This is a genomic window from Halanaerobium praevalens DSM 2228 (genome assembly GCF_000165465.1).
Classification (GTDB): Bacteria; Bacillota; Halanaerobiia; order Halanaerobiales; family Halanaerobiaceae; genus Halanaerobium; species Halanaerobium praevalens.
On record NC_017455.1, the window covers coordinates 1,759,577 to 1,775,382 of the forward strand.

Genomic DNA, 15,806 nt, shown 5'->3' on the forward strand with positions numbered 1-15,806 from the left:
CCTCCTTGTCAAACTTACTCTGACATAATTTTAGGTGCTCTAAATTGTCCCTCTTTTTTATCAGGGGCATTTGCTATTGATTTTTCAATTGAAAGAGATTCTTCAACTTTATCTTCTCTTAAAACATTTTTCATTGGTACAGTATATGCTGTTGGAATAACATCTTTAGTATCTAATTCACTTAATTTGTCTACATAATCTAAAACTGCCCCAATTTGTTTTGTATATTTTTCTATTTTATCTTGATCAAGATTTAATTTTGCCAACTTTGCTGCATGTTCTACTTCTTTTTGATTAATCATTTAAATTTCCTCCTCACTTTAAGATGATCTTTTCTTTTTAATCATTTCCTTAAATTCACTTTCATTTAAAATTTCAATACCTAGGCTCTGAGCTTTATCATATTTAGAACCTGGATTATCACCAATTACAAGATAATCAGTTTTAGAGCTAACTGAAGAAACAGCTCTTCCACCAGCATTTTCCACTAAATCTTTAATTTCAGATCTAGTAAAGTCATTTAAAGAACCTGTAAAAACAAATTTTAACTGATCTAAAAAGTTTTCATTTTCTTGACTAGCCTTATTTTTAAGTCTAATACCAGCTTGTTTAAGGCGGCTTAAAAGATCTATATTATGTCTTTCTTGAAAGAAATTAACAATACTATCTGCAATTACAGGACCAATTTCAGAAATATTTTTTAAGTCATCTATTTTAGCAGATTTAAGTTCATCAATAGAATTAAAATTTTCAGCTAAGATCCTAGCTGCTCCAATTCCTACATGTCTAATTCCCAAAGCATAAAGCACCCTAAAAAACTCTCTCTTTTTACTAGCTTCAATGGCCTTGATCACATTTTCTGAGGACTTTTCTCCCATTCGTTCTAAATCTTTAAGATGTGATTGTTTTAAAAAATATAGATCAGCATAATCTTCAATTAAGTTATTAGCTAAGAGCTGTTCAATTAAGGCTGGTCCTACTCCATCGATATTCATTGCATTTCTAGAAACAAAATGGAGTATACTCTCTTTTCTTTGAGCAGGACAACTAATATTTGTACATCTACTCACTGCTTCTCCTTCAGGTCTAATTACTTCTCCTCCACAAACTGGACAATTTTTCGGCATTTCAAATTCTTTTTCAGATCCATCACGTTTTTCAGTAATTACCTTAACTACTTCTGGAATTACATCACCTGCTTTTTGGACTAATACAATATCTCCAATTTTAATATCCTTTCTTTTAATTTCATCTTCATTATGGAGAGTAGCCCTACTGACTGTTGAACCTGCAAGTTCTACTGGATCTAAAATGGCTGTAGGGGTTAAGGCACCTGTTCTACCCAAAGAAATTTCTATATCTTTAATTTTTGTTGTTTTTTGTTGAGCAGGAAATTTATAAGCAATGGCCCAACGAGGTGATCTAGCTGTATTACCTAATTTTTTTCTTAAAGCTAAATCATTAATTTTAATTACTAAACCATCAATTTCAAAATCTAGCTTTTCTCTTTTTTGATGCCAGTCTTGACAAATTTCTATTACAGACTCTATATTAGAAGCTGCCTGATACCAATTTATTTTAAAACCTTGTTTTTTAAGATAAGCAAAAACTTCAAGATGAGTTTTAAACTCACGTTTAGAATGTGAAATAAGATCATAAATTAAAATCGAGAGACTCCGCTCAGCTGCAATTTTACTATCTAATTGCCTAACTGAACCAGCAGCTGCATTACGAGGATTTGCAAAAGGAGATTCATCATTTTCTAGTCTTTGCTTATTTAAACGCTTAAATTCACTTTTAGCTAAGTATATTTCCCCTCTTAATTGCATTTCTGCCTTTTCTTCAATTTTTAAAGGAAGTGAACGAATTGTTTTCATATTATTACTAATATCTTCTCCAACTTCACCATTACCTCGAGTAGCTCCTAGTTCAAAAGTACCATTATTATAACGCATCACTGCTGAAAGACCATCAATTTTATGTTCTACCACATATTGATAATCTTCGCCTTTTAAATTTTTCTGTACCCTTTGATCAAATTCTATTAAATCCTCTTTATTAAAAGCATTATCTAAACTCAGCATTTTTGTAGAATGTTTTACTTTTTTAAATTCATCTAAAACTGCTCCTCCAACCCTTTGAGTTGGAGAATCTTCTGTAATCAAATCTGGAAATTCAGACTCTAATTTAATCAATTCTTGCATTAATTGATCAAATTCTGCATCAGAAATTGAAGGATCATCAAGCACAAAATATTTATATTCATGTTTTCTAATTTTTTCTTTTAAAGCTGTTATTTTCTTTGAAGCTTTTTCTTTATTTAAATTTATCATATTTTCCACCCACCTATACTTTCTGTATCGGAGCATATTCAGCTAATAAGTTTCTAGTTTTTCCTTCTTCAAAAGCAATTTTCAATTCTGGATTTTCTTCTCCACGAATAGAAAGGACTACTCCAATTCCCCAGCGAGGATGTACAATTTTTTGTCCAATAGCATAACTGGTAGCAGAATTATTAGATTCAATTAATTCTTCTTCTGCAGCAAGCTCTGAGCGAATATCGGGCTGACCAGCTAATAATTTAACTGGTATCTCAGATATGAATTGAGAAGGTGGATTCATTTTTCTTTCTCCAAATCTTAACCTAACTTGAGCTCTACTTAAAAATAGCCTTGATTCAGCTCGAGTCATACCGACATAACAAAGCCTTCTTTCTTCTTCCATTCCCTGTTGTTCAAACATTGAATTAGAGTGGGGGAAAATTCCTTCCTCCATTCCAACTAAAAAAACCACTGGGAATTCTAATCCTTTAGCAGAATGAATAGTCATCAAAGTTAAAACACTTTGATTCTTATCCATAGAATCAATATCAGACATTAAAGTAACTTCTTCTAAAAATCCAGCTAAACTATTATTTTCACTATTTTTCATATATTCATTTATAACAGAAAATAATTCTTCTATATTTTCTAAACGACTTTCGGCTTTAGCTGTTTTTTCTGCTTCTAAATTATGACGATAACCACTTTTATCTAAGAGTTTTTCTGTTAACCTAGCTAAAGCTATTTGATCTTGCTCTGCTCTTAAATCTTCAATTATTTGAGTAAAATGAAGAACTCTTTTGGCATATGTCCCACTTAAATTAGGATTCTCTTTAGATTTTAAAGCTGCCTCATATAAATCTAAATTATTAGCTTCAGCAAACTTTTGAACTTTTGCTAAAGTACCAGCTCCAATCCCTCGCTTAGGTCGATTAATCACTCTCAAAAAACTAATATCATCAGCCGGATTATAAATCAATCGCAGATAAGCCATAATATCTTTGATTTCCATTCTCTCATAAAAACGAACTCCACCCACTATCTGATAAGGAATTTTATATTTCATTAACATATCTTCAAAAGCACGCGATTGAGAATTAGTTCTATATAAGATTGCCAGATCATCATAGGTTAAAGGCTCTGATTTAGTTAATTTTTTAGCAGTTCGACAAACAAAATCAGCTTCTTCTTTTTCATCTTTAGCTTCATATAATTCAATTTTAGCTCCTTCACCTTGGTCAGTCCAAAGCTCTTTCTCTTTACGTGAAGAATTATTCTTAATTACAGCTTGAGCTGCTTTTAATATATTAGCTTTAGAACGATAATTTTGTTCTAAACGAATAGTTTTAGCATCTGGATAATCATCTTCAAAATTTAAAATGTTACGAATGTCAGCTCCCCGAAAACCATAAATCCCCTGATCAGGATCTCCTACCACACAAAGATTACGATAAAGTTTAGCTAATAAATTTACTAATTGATATTGAGCATGATTAACATCTTGATACTCATCTACTAAAATATATTTAAAACGCTCTTGATAGTGCTCTAAGACCAGTGGAAATTCTTCAAAGAGTCTTACAGTCTGTTGAATTAAATCATCAAAATCCATAGCATTATTTTCTTTTAGTCGTTTTTGGTATTCTGCATAAATTTCAGCTGCAGTTTTCTCAAAAAAACTTGCTGCAAGTTTAGTCATTTGTTGAGGAGTTTTTAACTCATTTTTTGCATTAGAAATTTTATTTAAAACTGATCTAGCTTTAGTTTTTTTAGGATCAAGATTTTTAGACTTTAAAATTTCTTTAACCAGTTTCCGCTGATCAAGGCTGTCAAAAATAACAAAATTTTTATTATAGCCTAATTTTTCTGCTTCTCTACGTAAAATACGAACACAAAAAGAATGAAAAGTGCTAACCCAGAGATTAGTATTTGTAACACCTATGATATTTTTAACACGTTCTTTCATTTCATTTGCAGCTTTATTTGTAAATGTTACAGCCAAAATATTATAAGCTGAAACTTGATAATGATTAATTAAATAACCAATTCGCCTTGTTAAAACTCTTGTTTTACCACTACCTGCACCAGCAAGCACCAATTCTGGACCTTGATGATGTTTAACTGCTTTTGCTTGAGCTGGATTAAGATCTTTCAGGATTTGACTATCTTCCATTCAATCACTTCCTTCTATTATTTAACATAGTATTAAAGATTCAAAATAGTTTGATTAATTTACAGTTTGAAATTCTTTAGTTAAATTTCTATTCTTAATTAAATTTTCTATAACTTTTTCTCCTTGAGCCAAAGAAAAATAAATAAGATGGCTATCACATTTGCAATCACTAGCACCAAAGCCATTGATAGGTGTCAAACCACCAGCTTTAATTAAAATTTGAGCCAAAAAACATTCACCAGCAGCAGTTAACTTAAAACTAAAATCTTTTTCTAAATTTGTTTGAGCTAAAAGATAATCTATATGCCAATGAAAATTTTTAGATTGACTATAATGGCGTTTTATTCTTGCTTCAAAATTTGTTTGAGCTGTACCTGTATAGAAATAATATCCGGGAGTAAAAGTTTGGAGACCAAGAGCCCCAATTTTAATTTCTTTTTCTTCTTCTAACTTTATTTTTAAAATATAAACTCCACCTGCTGGATAATTTTTCACTTTTAACACTCCATTATATATTATATTTTAATTCAAAATAAAGCTTTATTACTTTTTAATAGAAAAAATGCCGGTAATCCGGCACCTTAATTATAATACATTTATTAACTTTTATCAATTTTTACTAAGATATTTACAAGCTTTAAGTTAATTTTATTATAAATACTTAACTTTAGCAACTAAAATAATCTATTTAGCAAAATTTTGCACAAATTTTTTGGCTGCCTTTTGATTAATCATTGTTGAAGGACCACCAATACAACCACCGGTACAAGCCATTCCCTCTAAAAAATTATAATCATTTTTACTTGCTTTAATTAAATAAAGTTCCTTTTTTAATTTGGCTAATCCATCAACCTGTTTACTTTTATAATCTACTGCTATTAATTTGCTTAAAGAATTTTCTAAACCACCAGCAAAAGCAAATTGTCTCCCTAATTTTCCAGCATCTGTTAAAGCTTCTTCAGCTTCCAATTCAGCTAAATTAATATTATAAGCAGTAAATAAGGCAACTAATTCTGTAAAAGTTATAACATAATCAACCTCTTTATTTTTAAGTGCTTCTTCTTTTTTGGCAGTACAGGGACCAATAAATACTGTTTTAGTATTTTTGCTCTCACTTTTAACTGCTCTAGCTGTCAAAGCCATTGGTGATTCAGTTTCAGAAATCAAATTACTGAGCTCTTTAAATTCTTTTTCTACCATTTTTTTAAAAGCAGGACAGCAAGAAGATAATAAAGTTTGATTAAGCTCTATTTTTTCTTTTAACTCTTCAGCTTCTAAATAAGCAGTTTCTTCTGCTCCAGCTGCAACTTCTCTAACTTGAGAAAAACCAATTTTTTTTAGAGCATATTTAACTTTAGCTGCACTCTGCTGATAACCAAATTGTCCTACAAAAGCAGGTGCCAAAAGAGCTGCTAAATTACTTTTACCATCACAAATTTCAATTGCAACTTGAACTAAATCACTAATTTCAGTTATTGCTCCAAAAGGACAAGCATTAATACAGCTACCACAACTAACACATTTTTCTCGATCAATTTTAGCTTGACGATCTGCATTAGAGCTAATAGCTTCTAATTCACAAGCTCTACTACATGGCCTTTGATTTTCCAAAATAGCATTATAAGAACATGTTTTAGCACATTTTCCACATTCAATACATTTATGTTGATCAATATAAGCTTTGTTCTGAATGATTACTATAGCATCAACTGGACAAGCATTAACACACTTATGAGCAACACAATTTCTACAGGCATCTGTCACTATATATTTGTCAATTGGGCAACTATCACAAGCTGTTTCAATTACTTGAACTATCTTATCACTCTCATTTTTATGAGGTAATAAAGCTGCTAAGTCTTCTAAACTTTTTTCCTTATTCTCAGCAATATTAAAACCTAAAACTGCTTTAATTCTCTCATCTAAGATAGCTCTTTCTTTAAACTCACAACAACGATAGCGAGTAGATTCTTTAGTTATCATTTTTTGGGATAAACTAGCTATTTTTTTTACTAGTTCACCAGACCTCACAAGTTTTAATAACTCAACATATAGTCTTCTTTTTAATTTAACAACCTCAGAAATAGTATTTTGACCCATTTTTAACAGCTCCTATCTTATATTTTTCCTTATAATCTTATATAGTTTTTCAGGATTTAAATCTTGATATATTTTTCCATTAAACTTAATTACAGGTGCTTTGTCACAACAGTTATCAATACAGTGGGTTGTTTTAATTTCAATTTGATTTTTTAAGTCCAAATCTAATTCTTCTACTGCTTCTAATAAATCTGCTGCCCCCATTAAATGACAGGGAGTACCAATACAAATTTTCAAAATATTGTCAGCCATTTATTCCACCTCCTTTAGCCTAAAACCATTCAATTTTAACTTCTTTTTTTATGCGGCGAAGTTGTTCAGAAATTTGACTTATAATTTGACTTCTAATCCCTAAATTGATTGGTAAATTTAAACTTTGGTGTGATTCATTAACTGCTCTTCCGACAAAAAATTTAACACTATCACTTTCTAATAATAATCTAGTAAAACGAGAAGCTCCATCTTTTCCTTCAACAGGAATCTGGCCGGGCTTATATTTTTTTAATAAAGATAAAACTTTATTTAAAGTTAATAAACCTTCAGTTAAAAGGTCAAAACCATCCATTTTACTAGTAGGAGGTATATTTTTATCATAATACTTAAGACCTGGTTTTAATTCTTTATTTAATTCTCTAGCAGCTATTTGAGCTGTTGTTCCACCACTAATTATTTTTTTACCTTCAGCTTGAGAAATTTTTTTAGCCAAAATCTGATCATCTTCTTTTTTTAAGGGAGGACCACTCCAAATACTTAGCTTTCTCTTTTTTCTATATTTCATTCCAATAATTGTAAAATCATCACCAGCCTGATTATTATAAAAAGCATTAAAAATTTTAACCAATTTATTAATACTATATTTTAAATCATTTTTATTTTTATTAACTGTTCTTTGAATCTCTTTGGCCACTCCATCCCAACCTAAACCAAAATTTAATAAAGCTCCAATCCCAGCATGAGTAACTCCATCACTAACTAAAAATAGTTGATCTTGTCTTTGAAATTTAAAATTGGATTCTCTTATTTTTTTACCTTCTAATTCAAATTCATTATAATCTAATTTAATTACTTTATTATTTCTAAACAAAAAGGCAGCTGGAGTGTCAATTTCTATTAGTCTCAGCTGCTGGTCTTGGTCAATAATTAAAAATGCTAGAGTAGCATAAGCAATTCCCCTTACTTCACAAACTGGTAAGGTTGCTAAAATAGTTGATAATATTTCTTTTAAGGGTAGTTCCTTATCTAATAAACCAGAAGCTATTTTAGATGTTAGAGTAGATAAAATATTAGCTTTAATTCCACTGCCTAAACCATCAGAAAGCACTATAATCGTTTTATTTTCTTTTTTTATTATTTCTACATTATCACCACAAACTTCTTCTCCATATTTAGGAATTGAACGATAAAATTCTTCAAAAACTAATTCCATTAATCTTCACCTGCTTGTAAAAGATCTGAGAGTTCAGTTAAAGCTGTTTTAGTTTCAACAGTTGTTTCTCCTAAAAGACCAGCAATTTCTTGTACTATCTGCATTTGTTTATTAACAACCGTATTTGTCTTCTCTACTGCCACTTCTTTCATTTTTTTCATTTTTCGTCTTTGCTTTTCTTGATCACTAATATCAGTTAAAATACCAACAATTACTTTATGCTCTCTCAGTGCAAAAATAGTTTGGTCAACCACAATAGCTTTATTCTTATAAGAACACTTTTGATGAATAATTCTTTGGTTCAAATCCCAAGCTTTTTGGAAATATTTACTGCTAATAAATTTATCTAATTTCATTCCTTCTAATTCTCTACTTTTTCGAGCAAACAATTCTCTAGCAACGGGATTAAATTTTTGGATTTCCATTTCATTATTAACTACTATTATTGCATTATGAGAAGATTCGACTATAATTTGTGATAAAGATTCTGCTCTTGCTTTCATATATGGAATACACATTTTCTTTTCTGCAAAACCATAATAAACAGCTTTTGCTTTTTCACGGCAGCTGGAATAACCACAACCACCACAATCTTTTTCATCTTCTTTATTTTCTTTAGCAATTGAAGCCAAAATTTTTCTAATCTCTGTTTCGGGAACTTCAGGTAAAATCATTTGCTTGTTTTTATGTTGCCGAAATAAATTAATTTCTCTATTTCTCGGTTTAAAGCTTTTAATTTTATTTTTCTTATTAGTTAATAAATAATTATGTACTTCTAATTCTTTAAGGGGAATACTCAAATCATTATTAATAGCAGGGCCATTAATACAGCCACCCGAACAGGCAAGAAGTTCTACTAACTCTACTTTTATTTTTTCTTTATCTTTTTTTAGATCTTCTAAAAAATTTATTATATTATCTAAACCACTTAAATGTAGAGCTTTATTGCCACAGCCTGGATCTGCTTTTAATAAATCAGCTGCTTTAACTGCTCCTCCAGAAAGAGCATAATCAGCAGTTAACATTGTAGCTGGTAAATCAACTTTCTGCTTTTCTAATTTTGAAATTTTTATTTTTTTCTTTTCTAAAAATAATCTTAAATGTTCAAAAGTAATTACAATATCTGGTTTATAATCTCTTCTTTTTTCATTTTTAGATTCTTCAATTTTAGCTAAACAAGGCCCAATAAAAACTATTCTCGCTTTTTTATATTGATTTTTTAGTTCTGCAGTCTGTAACATCATTGGTGATAAAACTGAAGCTAATTGTGGAATTAATTCTGGATAATGTTTTTCAATTAAATTAACTACCGCAGGACAGCAAGATGTAATTAAAGTGTTGTCCATTTTTCTTCTTTCTCTTTTAAATTCTTGTACAACCCGAGTTGCAGCTTCTGCAGTCTCAGCAACATAATCAAAACCAATTAATTTTAATGCTTTAATTATTTGTCCAGGTTCAAATTCAGGAAAAGCAGCTACAAAAGAAGGAGCAATTGATGCTATTAAATAACTATCTGATTCTAAAAAGGCCTCTAATTTTTTTTCTTCAAATAAAGCACTTTTTGCACCTTGGGGACAAGTTTTAATACAATTACCACAATAAATACATTTTTCTTCAATAATAAAAGCCTGATTATCTTTAAAACCAATTGCTGCTACTGGACATTCTCTTAAACATTTATGACAATCTTTACAACTAGCAGGTTTAACAATTAAAGTTTCATTCATTTTTTTCAGACAGTAAATGCTTTTTAAATATTTCCTGAGCATTCTCCTCATTAACTGCCTCTATTTTTTGACCATTTATTTCGATATTAACTCCCTCAGTACAATTACCTTGGCAAAAACTACCAGAAATTTCAACTTGATCTAAATTGTGTTTTTTTATTTCTTCTTTAAAAATTTCTATCACTTTTTCAGAACCCTTTAAATGACAACTACTACCAACACAAATTATTATTTCTCCCATAATTTTAGCCTCCTTTATTTGAGATTTATATTAAAAATTAAATTAATAAGTAAATTTTGGATAAATATAAAAATCACAAAAAGATGCTCTGGGGAGAGCACCTTTTGCATAGAGTATATTTTAGCATTTGGGCAAATTTATTAAAAATCTCTTTTTATTTGAGATTTTAAAGCTTAAAAAATTAAATATGTGAATAATATAACAATAACCAATAAAAAATATAATTATTTTTTAAAATACTTAACTAACACCTATAGAATAACATGAGTCCTTATTTATTTCAAGGATTAAAGTTCTTTATTTCACATTATAATAACTTTTTAAATAATATTAACTCTACTAAGCTTAAATAAGCTTAGACTTCTATCTTTTTTAAACTGTTTTATATCTTTTTAAAAAATGTTATAATAAAGGAAAATAAAGACGATTTTTTAAGATTATAATTTTTCAGTAGGAGCTGATAATATTAATAATAAATTTCGAATCAACAAAGAAAATGAAATGTACAAAATAAAAACAAAAGCAGAAAAGGCAGTTCTAGTTGGATTAAAAGAAGAAGAATTAACAGAACTAGAACTTTTAGTTGAAACTGCTGGAGCGGAAACTATTTTAAAAATGACTTATCATGATCGAAAAATTGATCCTGCCTATTATATTGGTAGTGGTAAAGTTAAAGAAATTAAAAATGCTGCTGAAACTCTTCAGGCTAATCTAATTGTTTTTGATAATGAGCTTTCACCTGTTCAACAAAGAAATTTAGAAGATCAAATAGAAATAAAAGTAATTGACCGTTCCCAAGTTATCTTAGATATTTTTGCTCTTCATGCTCATAGTCGTGAAAGTAAAATTCAAGTAGAATTAGCACAATTAGAATATAGACTACCAAGATTACAAGGAAGAGGAATTGAAATGTCTAGATTGGCTGGAGGGATAGGAACTCGGGGACCTGGTGAAAGCCAACTGGAAGTTGATAGACGTCGAATTGAAGAAAAGATTCATCGTCTAAAAGAAAGTTTAAAAGAAATTAAAGCAAGTAGAAAAGTTCAAAGAAGTAATCGCAAAGATCCTATGGTAGCAATAGTTGGTTATACTAATGCTGGTAAATCAACTCTAATTAATAATTTGGCGGCTGCAAATAGCTATACTGCTGATAAATTATTTGCTACTTTAGATTCTACTATGCGCAAATTTGAATTACCTGTTGGACAAAATATTATAATAAGTGATACAGTAGGTTTTATTAGTAAATTACCACATCAACTCATTGCTTCTTTTAGAACTACTTTAGAAGAAATAGAAAATGCTGATCTTATACTCCATTTAATTGATGCTTCCAATTCAGACATAGAAAAAAATATTAAAATTGTAAATCAAGAAATAAGAAAGTTAAAAAAATCAAAAGCAAAAGTTATAAAAGTTTTTAATAAAATTGATTTAATTAAGAAATCTAAACTAGCTGATTTCAAAATTATTTATCCAAATTCAATATTTATTTCAGCTTTAAAAAAGATTAATATTGAATCTATAATAGATAAGCTAAATGAAGTTATAAAATCAGAAATGATAGAAATAGAATTAGATCTACCCTATGAAAAAGCTAATTGGGTAGAAAAAATTCATAACCAGGCTCAAGTTTATCAAGAAAAATATCAAAAAAATAATATTTATTTAAAAGCTTTAGTTCCCAAAATAATGGCTAATAAACTAAAAAAATATAGCAGAGAAGCTTAATTTCTCTGCTATAATATTAGTTAATTTTTATTTTCTTTATTTTCATCTATCAAAATTTGTGCTGTATCAACTTCTGGAATCCCTTTTGCTTTTAATTCTAATTCTGCTAATAATTTTTCTATTTCCTTTTTTTCGAATTTATAATTTTTATTACAAAAATGACATCTAACTTCGATTTCTCCTTGTTCTGCTAAAGTCGATTTTATCTCTTCTGTACCTAAACCAGCTATCAACTCATAACTTCTCTCACGACTACAACGGCACTTAAATTTAACATCTTTTCTAGCCATTATTCTATAATCCATATCCCCAAAAAGTTCTTCTAACAATTCTTCTGGAGTTTTACCAGCTTCAATTAATTTACTAACTGAACTAAGTTTACTAAGATTATTTTCTAAAATCTCAATTGTTTCTTCAGAAGCATCTGGTAATAATTGAATAATAAAGCCACCAGCAGCCTTAACACTTAAATCAGTATCTACTAAAACACCTAAACCAACTGCCGAAGGAACCTGTTCTGAAGCAGTAAAATAATAAGTCAAATCTTCACCTATTTCTCCTGAAACTAAAGGAACATTACCAGTATATGGCTCTTTCATTCTCATAATTTTGGTTAAAGATAATTCTCCCGCCCCAACAGCCTTTGCCACATCGAGCTTACCAGATTCTTTTTGATATAAATCAAGATTCGGATTTGCTATATAACCTCTTACTTCTCCTTTTTGATTTGCATCTGCAACTATCTTACCAGCAGGACCACTACCTTTTATTTTAAGTACTATTTCATCACCAGATTTAACCAAGGAACCTGTCAGTAAAGCACCTGTGATTACTCTTCCTAAAGCTGCAGTAGCAACTGGGGTCGTTTGATGTCTTTGTTGGGCTTCTCTGACAACATCTGTTGATTTAACAGCTAAGGCTCTAATTTCCTTATTTGTTGTTATTGCTCTAATTAAATAATCATCCATTTAAAATCTCCTCCAAATTAATTGTCTTCAAAATATAAATACATACTTTATTTATCCATACATTATTTTATTAAAATGAGTTCTAAAGTCAAATTTTTTTATTCATCCATCGCTTTCCTTTTTAACTGATAAATATCATTTTCTTTTTTAACTGCCTCAATTATAAAATTGAATTTATTTATTTTTAAACAGTATTCAAAATCCTCTTTTGGCATTTCTGACTGAGTTTTTTTATTAAAAAATCTATCTCCAGCTGGACTTCTTAGTTTATCTTTTATTTGATTTTGAGTCAAAGTCTCTTTACCTTTTAATAATTTTTCTAATTCTTGGGCATAGAGTTCATCTTCATCGGCTTTAGTGGTCCCATTATTTCCCATTGCAACTAAAGAAACAACAGCTGGATTCTGATTTTTAATATAATCTGCAGTAGCTTTAAGATTAACAAAACTTCCAGTTAAAATCTTATCTGCATTTTCTGCAGCAATAATCCCTTTTGTTCCAGCACTTGTACTTAAAATAATTTCTTTATTAAAAAAGTTTTCCCGGGAAATAAAAAATGGTGAGTTATTAAAATCAAATTCTTTTAATTTTATTCCTTGTCTTTCTCCAATTAAGATAGGTGCTTCTAACTTCTTTTTTAAATTTTTAGCAGTTTTAATTTGACTCACAATAAAAATTTCATTTGCCTTTTTAGAAAAAAGATAAGCTGCAGTGGTATAAGCTCGAAAAACATCTATAATTACTGTTAAACCTTGAGCTTTTTGAGCACCTTCTAAAAATTTTAATTTTTTTATTTTCATTTTCTTCACCCTTTATTTAAATTTATAACTTAAATTAGAATTTAAACTTAATTTTATTTTTTTTAGTTCTTTATTTTGTATAAAATTTCTAAAAGCAATATTTTCTTTTAATAACCTTTTTAAATTCCTGCTGCTTATATTTGCCTGACCTGGCTCTTTACTGCCACCTTTTGCTAAAAGCACTTCTTGATAAGAAATATATTCAAAACTAATAATTCCCTTAGCTTCTAAAAATTCTAAACCTCTTTTAATTGTTATTTCTGTTACTTCTAATAAAATAGCTGCTTCAATTAATTTGAATATAGAATTTTTATTATTTAAACTATATTTAACTAAAGCTAATAACTTCTTAACAAATGTTTTTAAATTAAAAAAATTATTTTCATTTTTAGTTAAAATTAAAGTCTCAGCTCCAGTTACAATTAAAATCTCTTTTAAAATAGAAAAAGAAGGAGGAATTGTAATTAAAACTAAATTCTCTGTTTGCATATAATAATTTCTATTAATTAAAGGATAGAAATTGTAATCTAAAAGACCTTCAGCAAAATAAGCAGTATTTTTCAAACTTGCTTTTAGTTCAGAAATATCTTGATGACGCCAATCGACTAAGTTAAACTTGCTTGAACTTTTTGTTGATACTTTTTTAGTTTTAGCTTTAGTCTTTAAATTTGCTAATGCTTTAATTTCAAGTTGTAAACTCTTATTACCTCGATAAATATTTTCAGTTAAATGAGCAGCTATTTGCTGACTTTTATTTTTTTCTATTTCTCCAGCCCACCACCAAAGAGCAGTTATTTTGTCAGATTCTGTTCCCAGAATTAATTTTTTATGTCGACCCGCAGATATTTCGCGGCTGCTTAAAATATTAGTTTCTAAATAAAAAAGTGGTTCTGGATTTCCTTCACCAAAAGGTGCAAAAAGTCTTAATTTCTGATAAAAATTTTCTGTGATCTCTGCTAATTCAAGCTTTAAATCAGTTTTAATTTCTATTTCTGAATCAATTTTCTTCAGTTTTTGATCAATTAAACGCTGTAATCTTAATTTGAATTTTTCTAGTCTATCTTTTTTCAAAGAAAAACCTGCTGCAGCTGCATGTCCACCATTTTTTTCTAAAAGATCAGAACATTCAGAGATTAACTGGTTAATATTTATATTCTCAATTGACCTAGCTGAACCAGTTATTAAACCACTTTCAGGATTTGAAGTCATTAAAACTGCTGGAACTTGATAATTTTCACTAATTCTACCTGCTGCAATTCCAATAACTCCTTGATGCCAATCAGAGTTATAGGCGATTACTGCCTGTTGCTGCTGTGAATCAAGTTGTTGATCAATTTCTAAATAAATTCTTTGACTAATTTCTTTTCGATATTGATTTATCTGTTTTAATTCTGCTGCTAATCCTGCAGCTTTATCTTTAGCTTGAGCCAGTAATAATTCTACTCCTTTGCTTGCTTTATCAACTCTGCCAGCAGAATTTAATAAAGGACCAATTTGAAATCCTAAAGTTTTTTCATTAATTTCTAGTGGATTAATTTCAAGTTCATTATAAAGAGCCTTTAAACCAATTCGATTTGTATTTTGTAATTTTTTTAATCCAGTTTTAAATAAATAACGATTTTCACCTTTAAGTGGCACTACATCAGCTATAATTGCCAGCAATAAAAGATCTAGAAATTCTTTTTCCTCACCTTCTCTCCCTAATTTTTTAAATACTGCCTTAATTAAAAAGTAAGCCATACCAGCTCCTGGTAGCCAATAAGCCTGATGATCTTCTGGAAGCAGTCGAGGAGAAATCACATAATCAGCTGGTGGTAATTTATTAGGCAGATCATGGTGGTCTGTAACTACAAAATCTATTCCATTTTTTTTAGCGAATTCAACTTCTTGATAATTACTAATCCCACAGTCACAACTAATAACCAAGTCTACTTTAGATTTATAAGAAGCTAAAACTTCTTTGTTCAGTCCATAACCTTCTTTAAAACGATCTGGAATATGATAATCTATATTTTTAGTTAAAGAACTTAAAGCACCAAATAAAATAGAAGTAGAGGTAATTCCATCTACATCATAGTCTCCATAAATTAAAATTCTACTTCCCTGTTTAATATGAGCTAAAATAAAAGCTACACATTCTTTGATTTGAGGAAAATCAAATATATTAAAAGCAGAATATTGATTAGTATCAATAAAATTAATCAATTTTTCTTTAGTATTTAAGCCTCTTTTTTCTGCTAAAGAAGCTATTTTTTGATTGCCTAAATATTCAACTAATTCTTTTTTAGCTTTAGATTCTTTTGCTTTTTTTATTTTCAT

At 29.2% G+C, this 15,806-nt stretch carries 13 protein-coding genes; 1 reads left to right on the top strand and 12 read right to left on the bottom strand.

Annotation, left to right across the window (positions count from 1 at the left end):
• Window positions 1–14 precede the first annotated feature (14 nt).
• From gatC to HPRAE_RS08165, 9 genes are all read right to left on the bottom strand, one after another.
• The gene (gene gatC / locus HPRAE_RS08125) at window positions 15–302 is read right to left on the bottom strand and encodes an Asp-tRNA(Asn)/Glu-tRNA(Gln) amidotransferase subunit GatC (protein WP_014553738.1); all 288 of its coding nucleotides are present in this window, start codon (window positions 300–302) and stop codon (window positions 15–17) included.
• Window positions 303–320: 18 nt separating this feature from the next.
• A complete protein-coding gene (ligA, locus tag HPRAE_RS08130) occupies window positions 321–2,333 on the bottom strand; it encodes an NAD-dependent DNA ligase LigA (protein WP_014553739.1) in 2,013 nt (670 codons plus the stop codon).
• Window positions 2,334–2,346: 13 nt separating this feature from the next.
• Window positions 2,347–4,494 carry a DNA helicase PcrA gene (gene pcrA / locus HPRAE_RS08135; protein ID WP_014553740.1) on the bottom strand — a complete coding sequence of 716 codons (2,148 nt, stop codon included), beginning with the start codon at window positions 4,492–4,494 and terminating at the stop codon, window positions 2,347–2,349.
• 54 nt (window positions 4,495–4,548) lie between these two features.
• The gene (locus tag HPRAE_RS08140) at window positions 4,549–4,989 is read right to left on the bottom strand and encodes a GIY-YIG nuclease family protein (protein ID WP_014553741.1); all 441 of its coding nucleotides are present in this window, start codon (window positions 4,987–4,989) and stop codon (window positions 4,549–4,551) included.
• Between the two features lie 189 nt (window positions 4,990–5,178).
• Entirely contained in the window at window positions 5,179–6,594 is a 1,416-nt protein-coding gene (locus HPRAE_RS08145) for a monomeric [FeFe] hydrogenase (RefSeq protein ID WP_014553742.1), read from the bottom strand.
• Window positions 6,595–6,606: 12 nt separating this feature from the next.
• Window positions 6,607–6,846 (bottom strand): NAD(P)H-dependent oxidoreductase subunit E, encoded by a 240-nt coding sequence (locus tag HPRAE_RS08150; RefSeq protein WP_014553743.1) that lies wholly within the window; start codon window positions 6,844–6,846, stop codon window positions 6,607–6,609.
• A 19-nt stretch (window positions 6,847–6,865) separates the two neighbouring features.
• Entirely contained in the window at window positions 6,866–8,020 is a 1,155-nt protein-coding gene (locus tag HPRAE_RS08155) for a SpoIIE family protein phosphatase (protein WP_014553744.1), read from the bottom strand.
• Complete coding sequence (locus tag HPRAE_RS08160; protein WP_041607003.1) at window positions 8,020–9,747, bottom strand: [Fe-Fe] hydrogenase large subunit C-terminal domain-containing protein; 1,728 nt, start codon at window positions 9,745–9,747, stop codon at window positions 8,020–8,022. Before HPRAE_RS08160 ends, HPRAE_RS08155 begins: the two co-directional genes overlap by 1 nt.
• On the bottom strand, window positions 9,740–9,988 hold the full coding sequence (locus HPRAE_RS08165) for a (2Fe-2S) ferredoxin domain-containing protein (RefSeq protein WP_014553746.1): 249 nt from the start codon (window positions 9,986–9,988) through the stop codon (window positions 9,740–9,742). Before HPRAE_RS08165 ends, HPRAE_RS08160 begins: the two co-directional genes overlap by 8 nt.
• A 501-nt stretch (window positions 9,989–10,489) precedes the next feature.
• Between HPRAE_RS08165 and hflX the strand changes: the two genes are divergently transcribed.
• Complete coding sequence (hflX, locus tag HPRAE_RS08170) at window positions 10,490–11,719, top strand: GTPase HflX (protein ID WP_014553747.1); 1,230 nt, start codon at window positions 10,490–10,492, stop codon at window positions 11,717–11,719.
• 20 nt (window positions 11,720–11,739) lie between these two features.
• Here hflX and hslO read toward each other — a convergent pair whose 3' ends face one another.
• The 3 genes from hslO to recJ form a co-directional block, all read right to left on the bottom strand.
• Entirely contained in the window at window positions 11,740–12,687 is a 948-nt protein-coding gene (gene hslO / locus HPRAE_RS08175; protein WP_014553748.1) for an Hsp33 family molecular chaperone HslO, read from the bottom strand.
• A gap of 98 nt (window positions 12,688–12,785) precedes the next feature.
• Window positions 12,786–13,487: a 2-phosphosulfolactate phosphatase gene (locus HPRAE_RS08180; RefSeq protein ID WP_014553749.1), complete on the bottom strand. Its 702-nt coding sequence runs from the start codon at window positions 13,485–13,487 to the stop codon at window positions 12,786–12,788.
• Window positions 13,488–13,499: 12 nt separating this feature from the next.
• Entirely contained in the window at window positions 13,500–15,806 is a 2,307-nt protein-coding gene (gene recJ / locus HPRAE_RS08185) for a single-stranded-DNA-specific exonuclease RecJ (RefSeq protein ID WP_014553750.1), read from the bottom strand.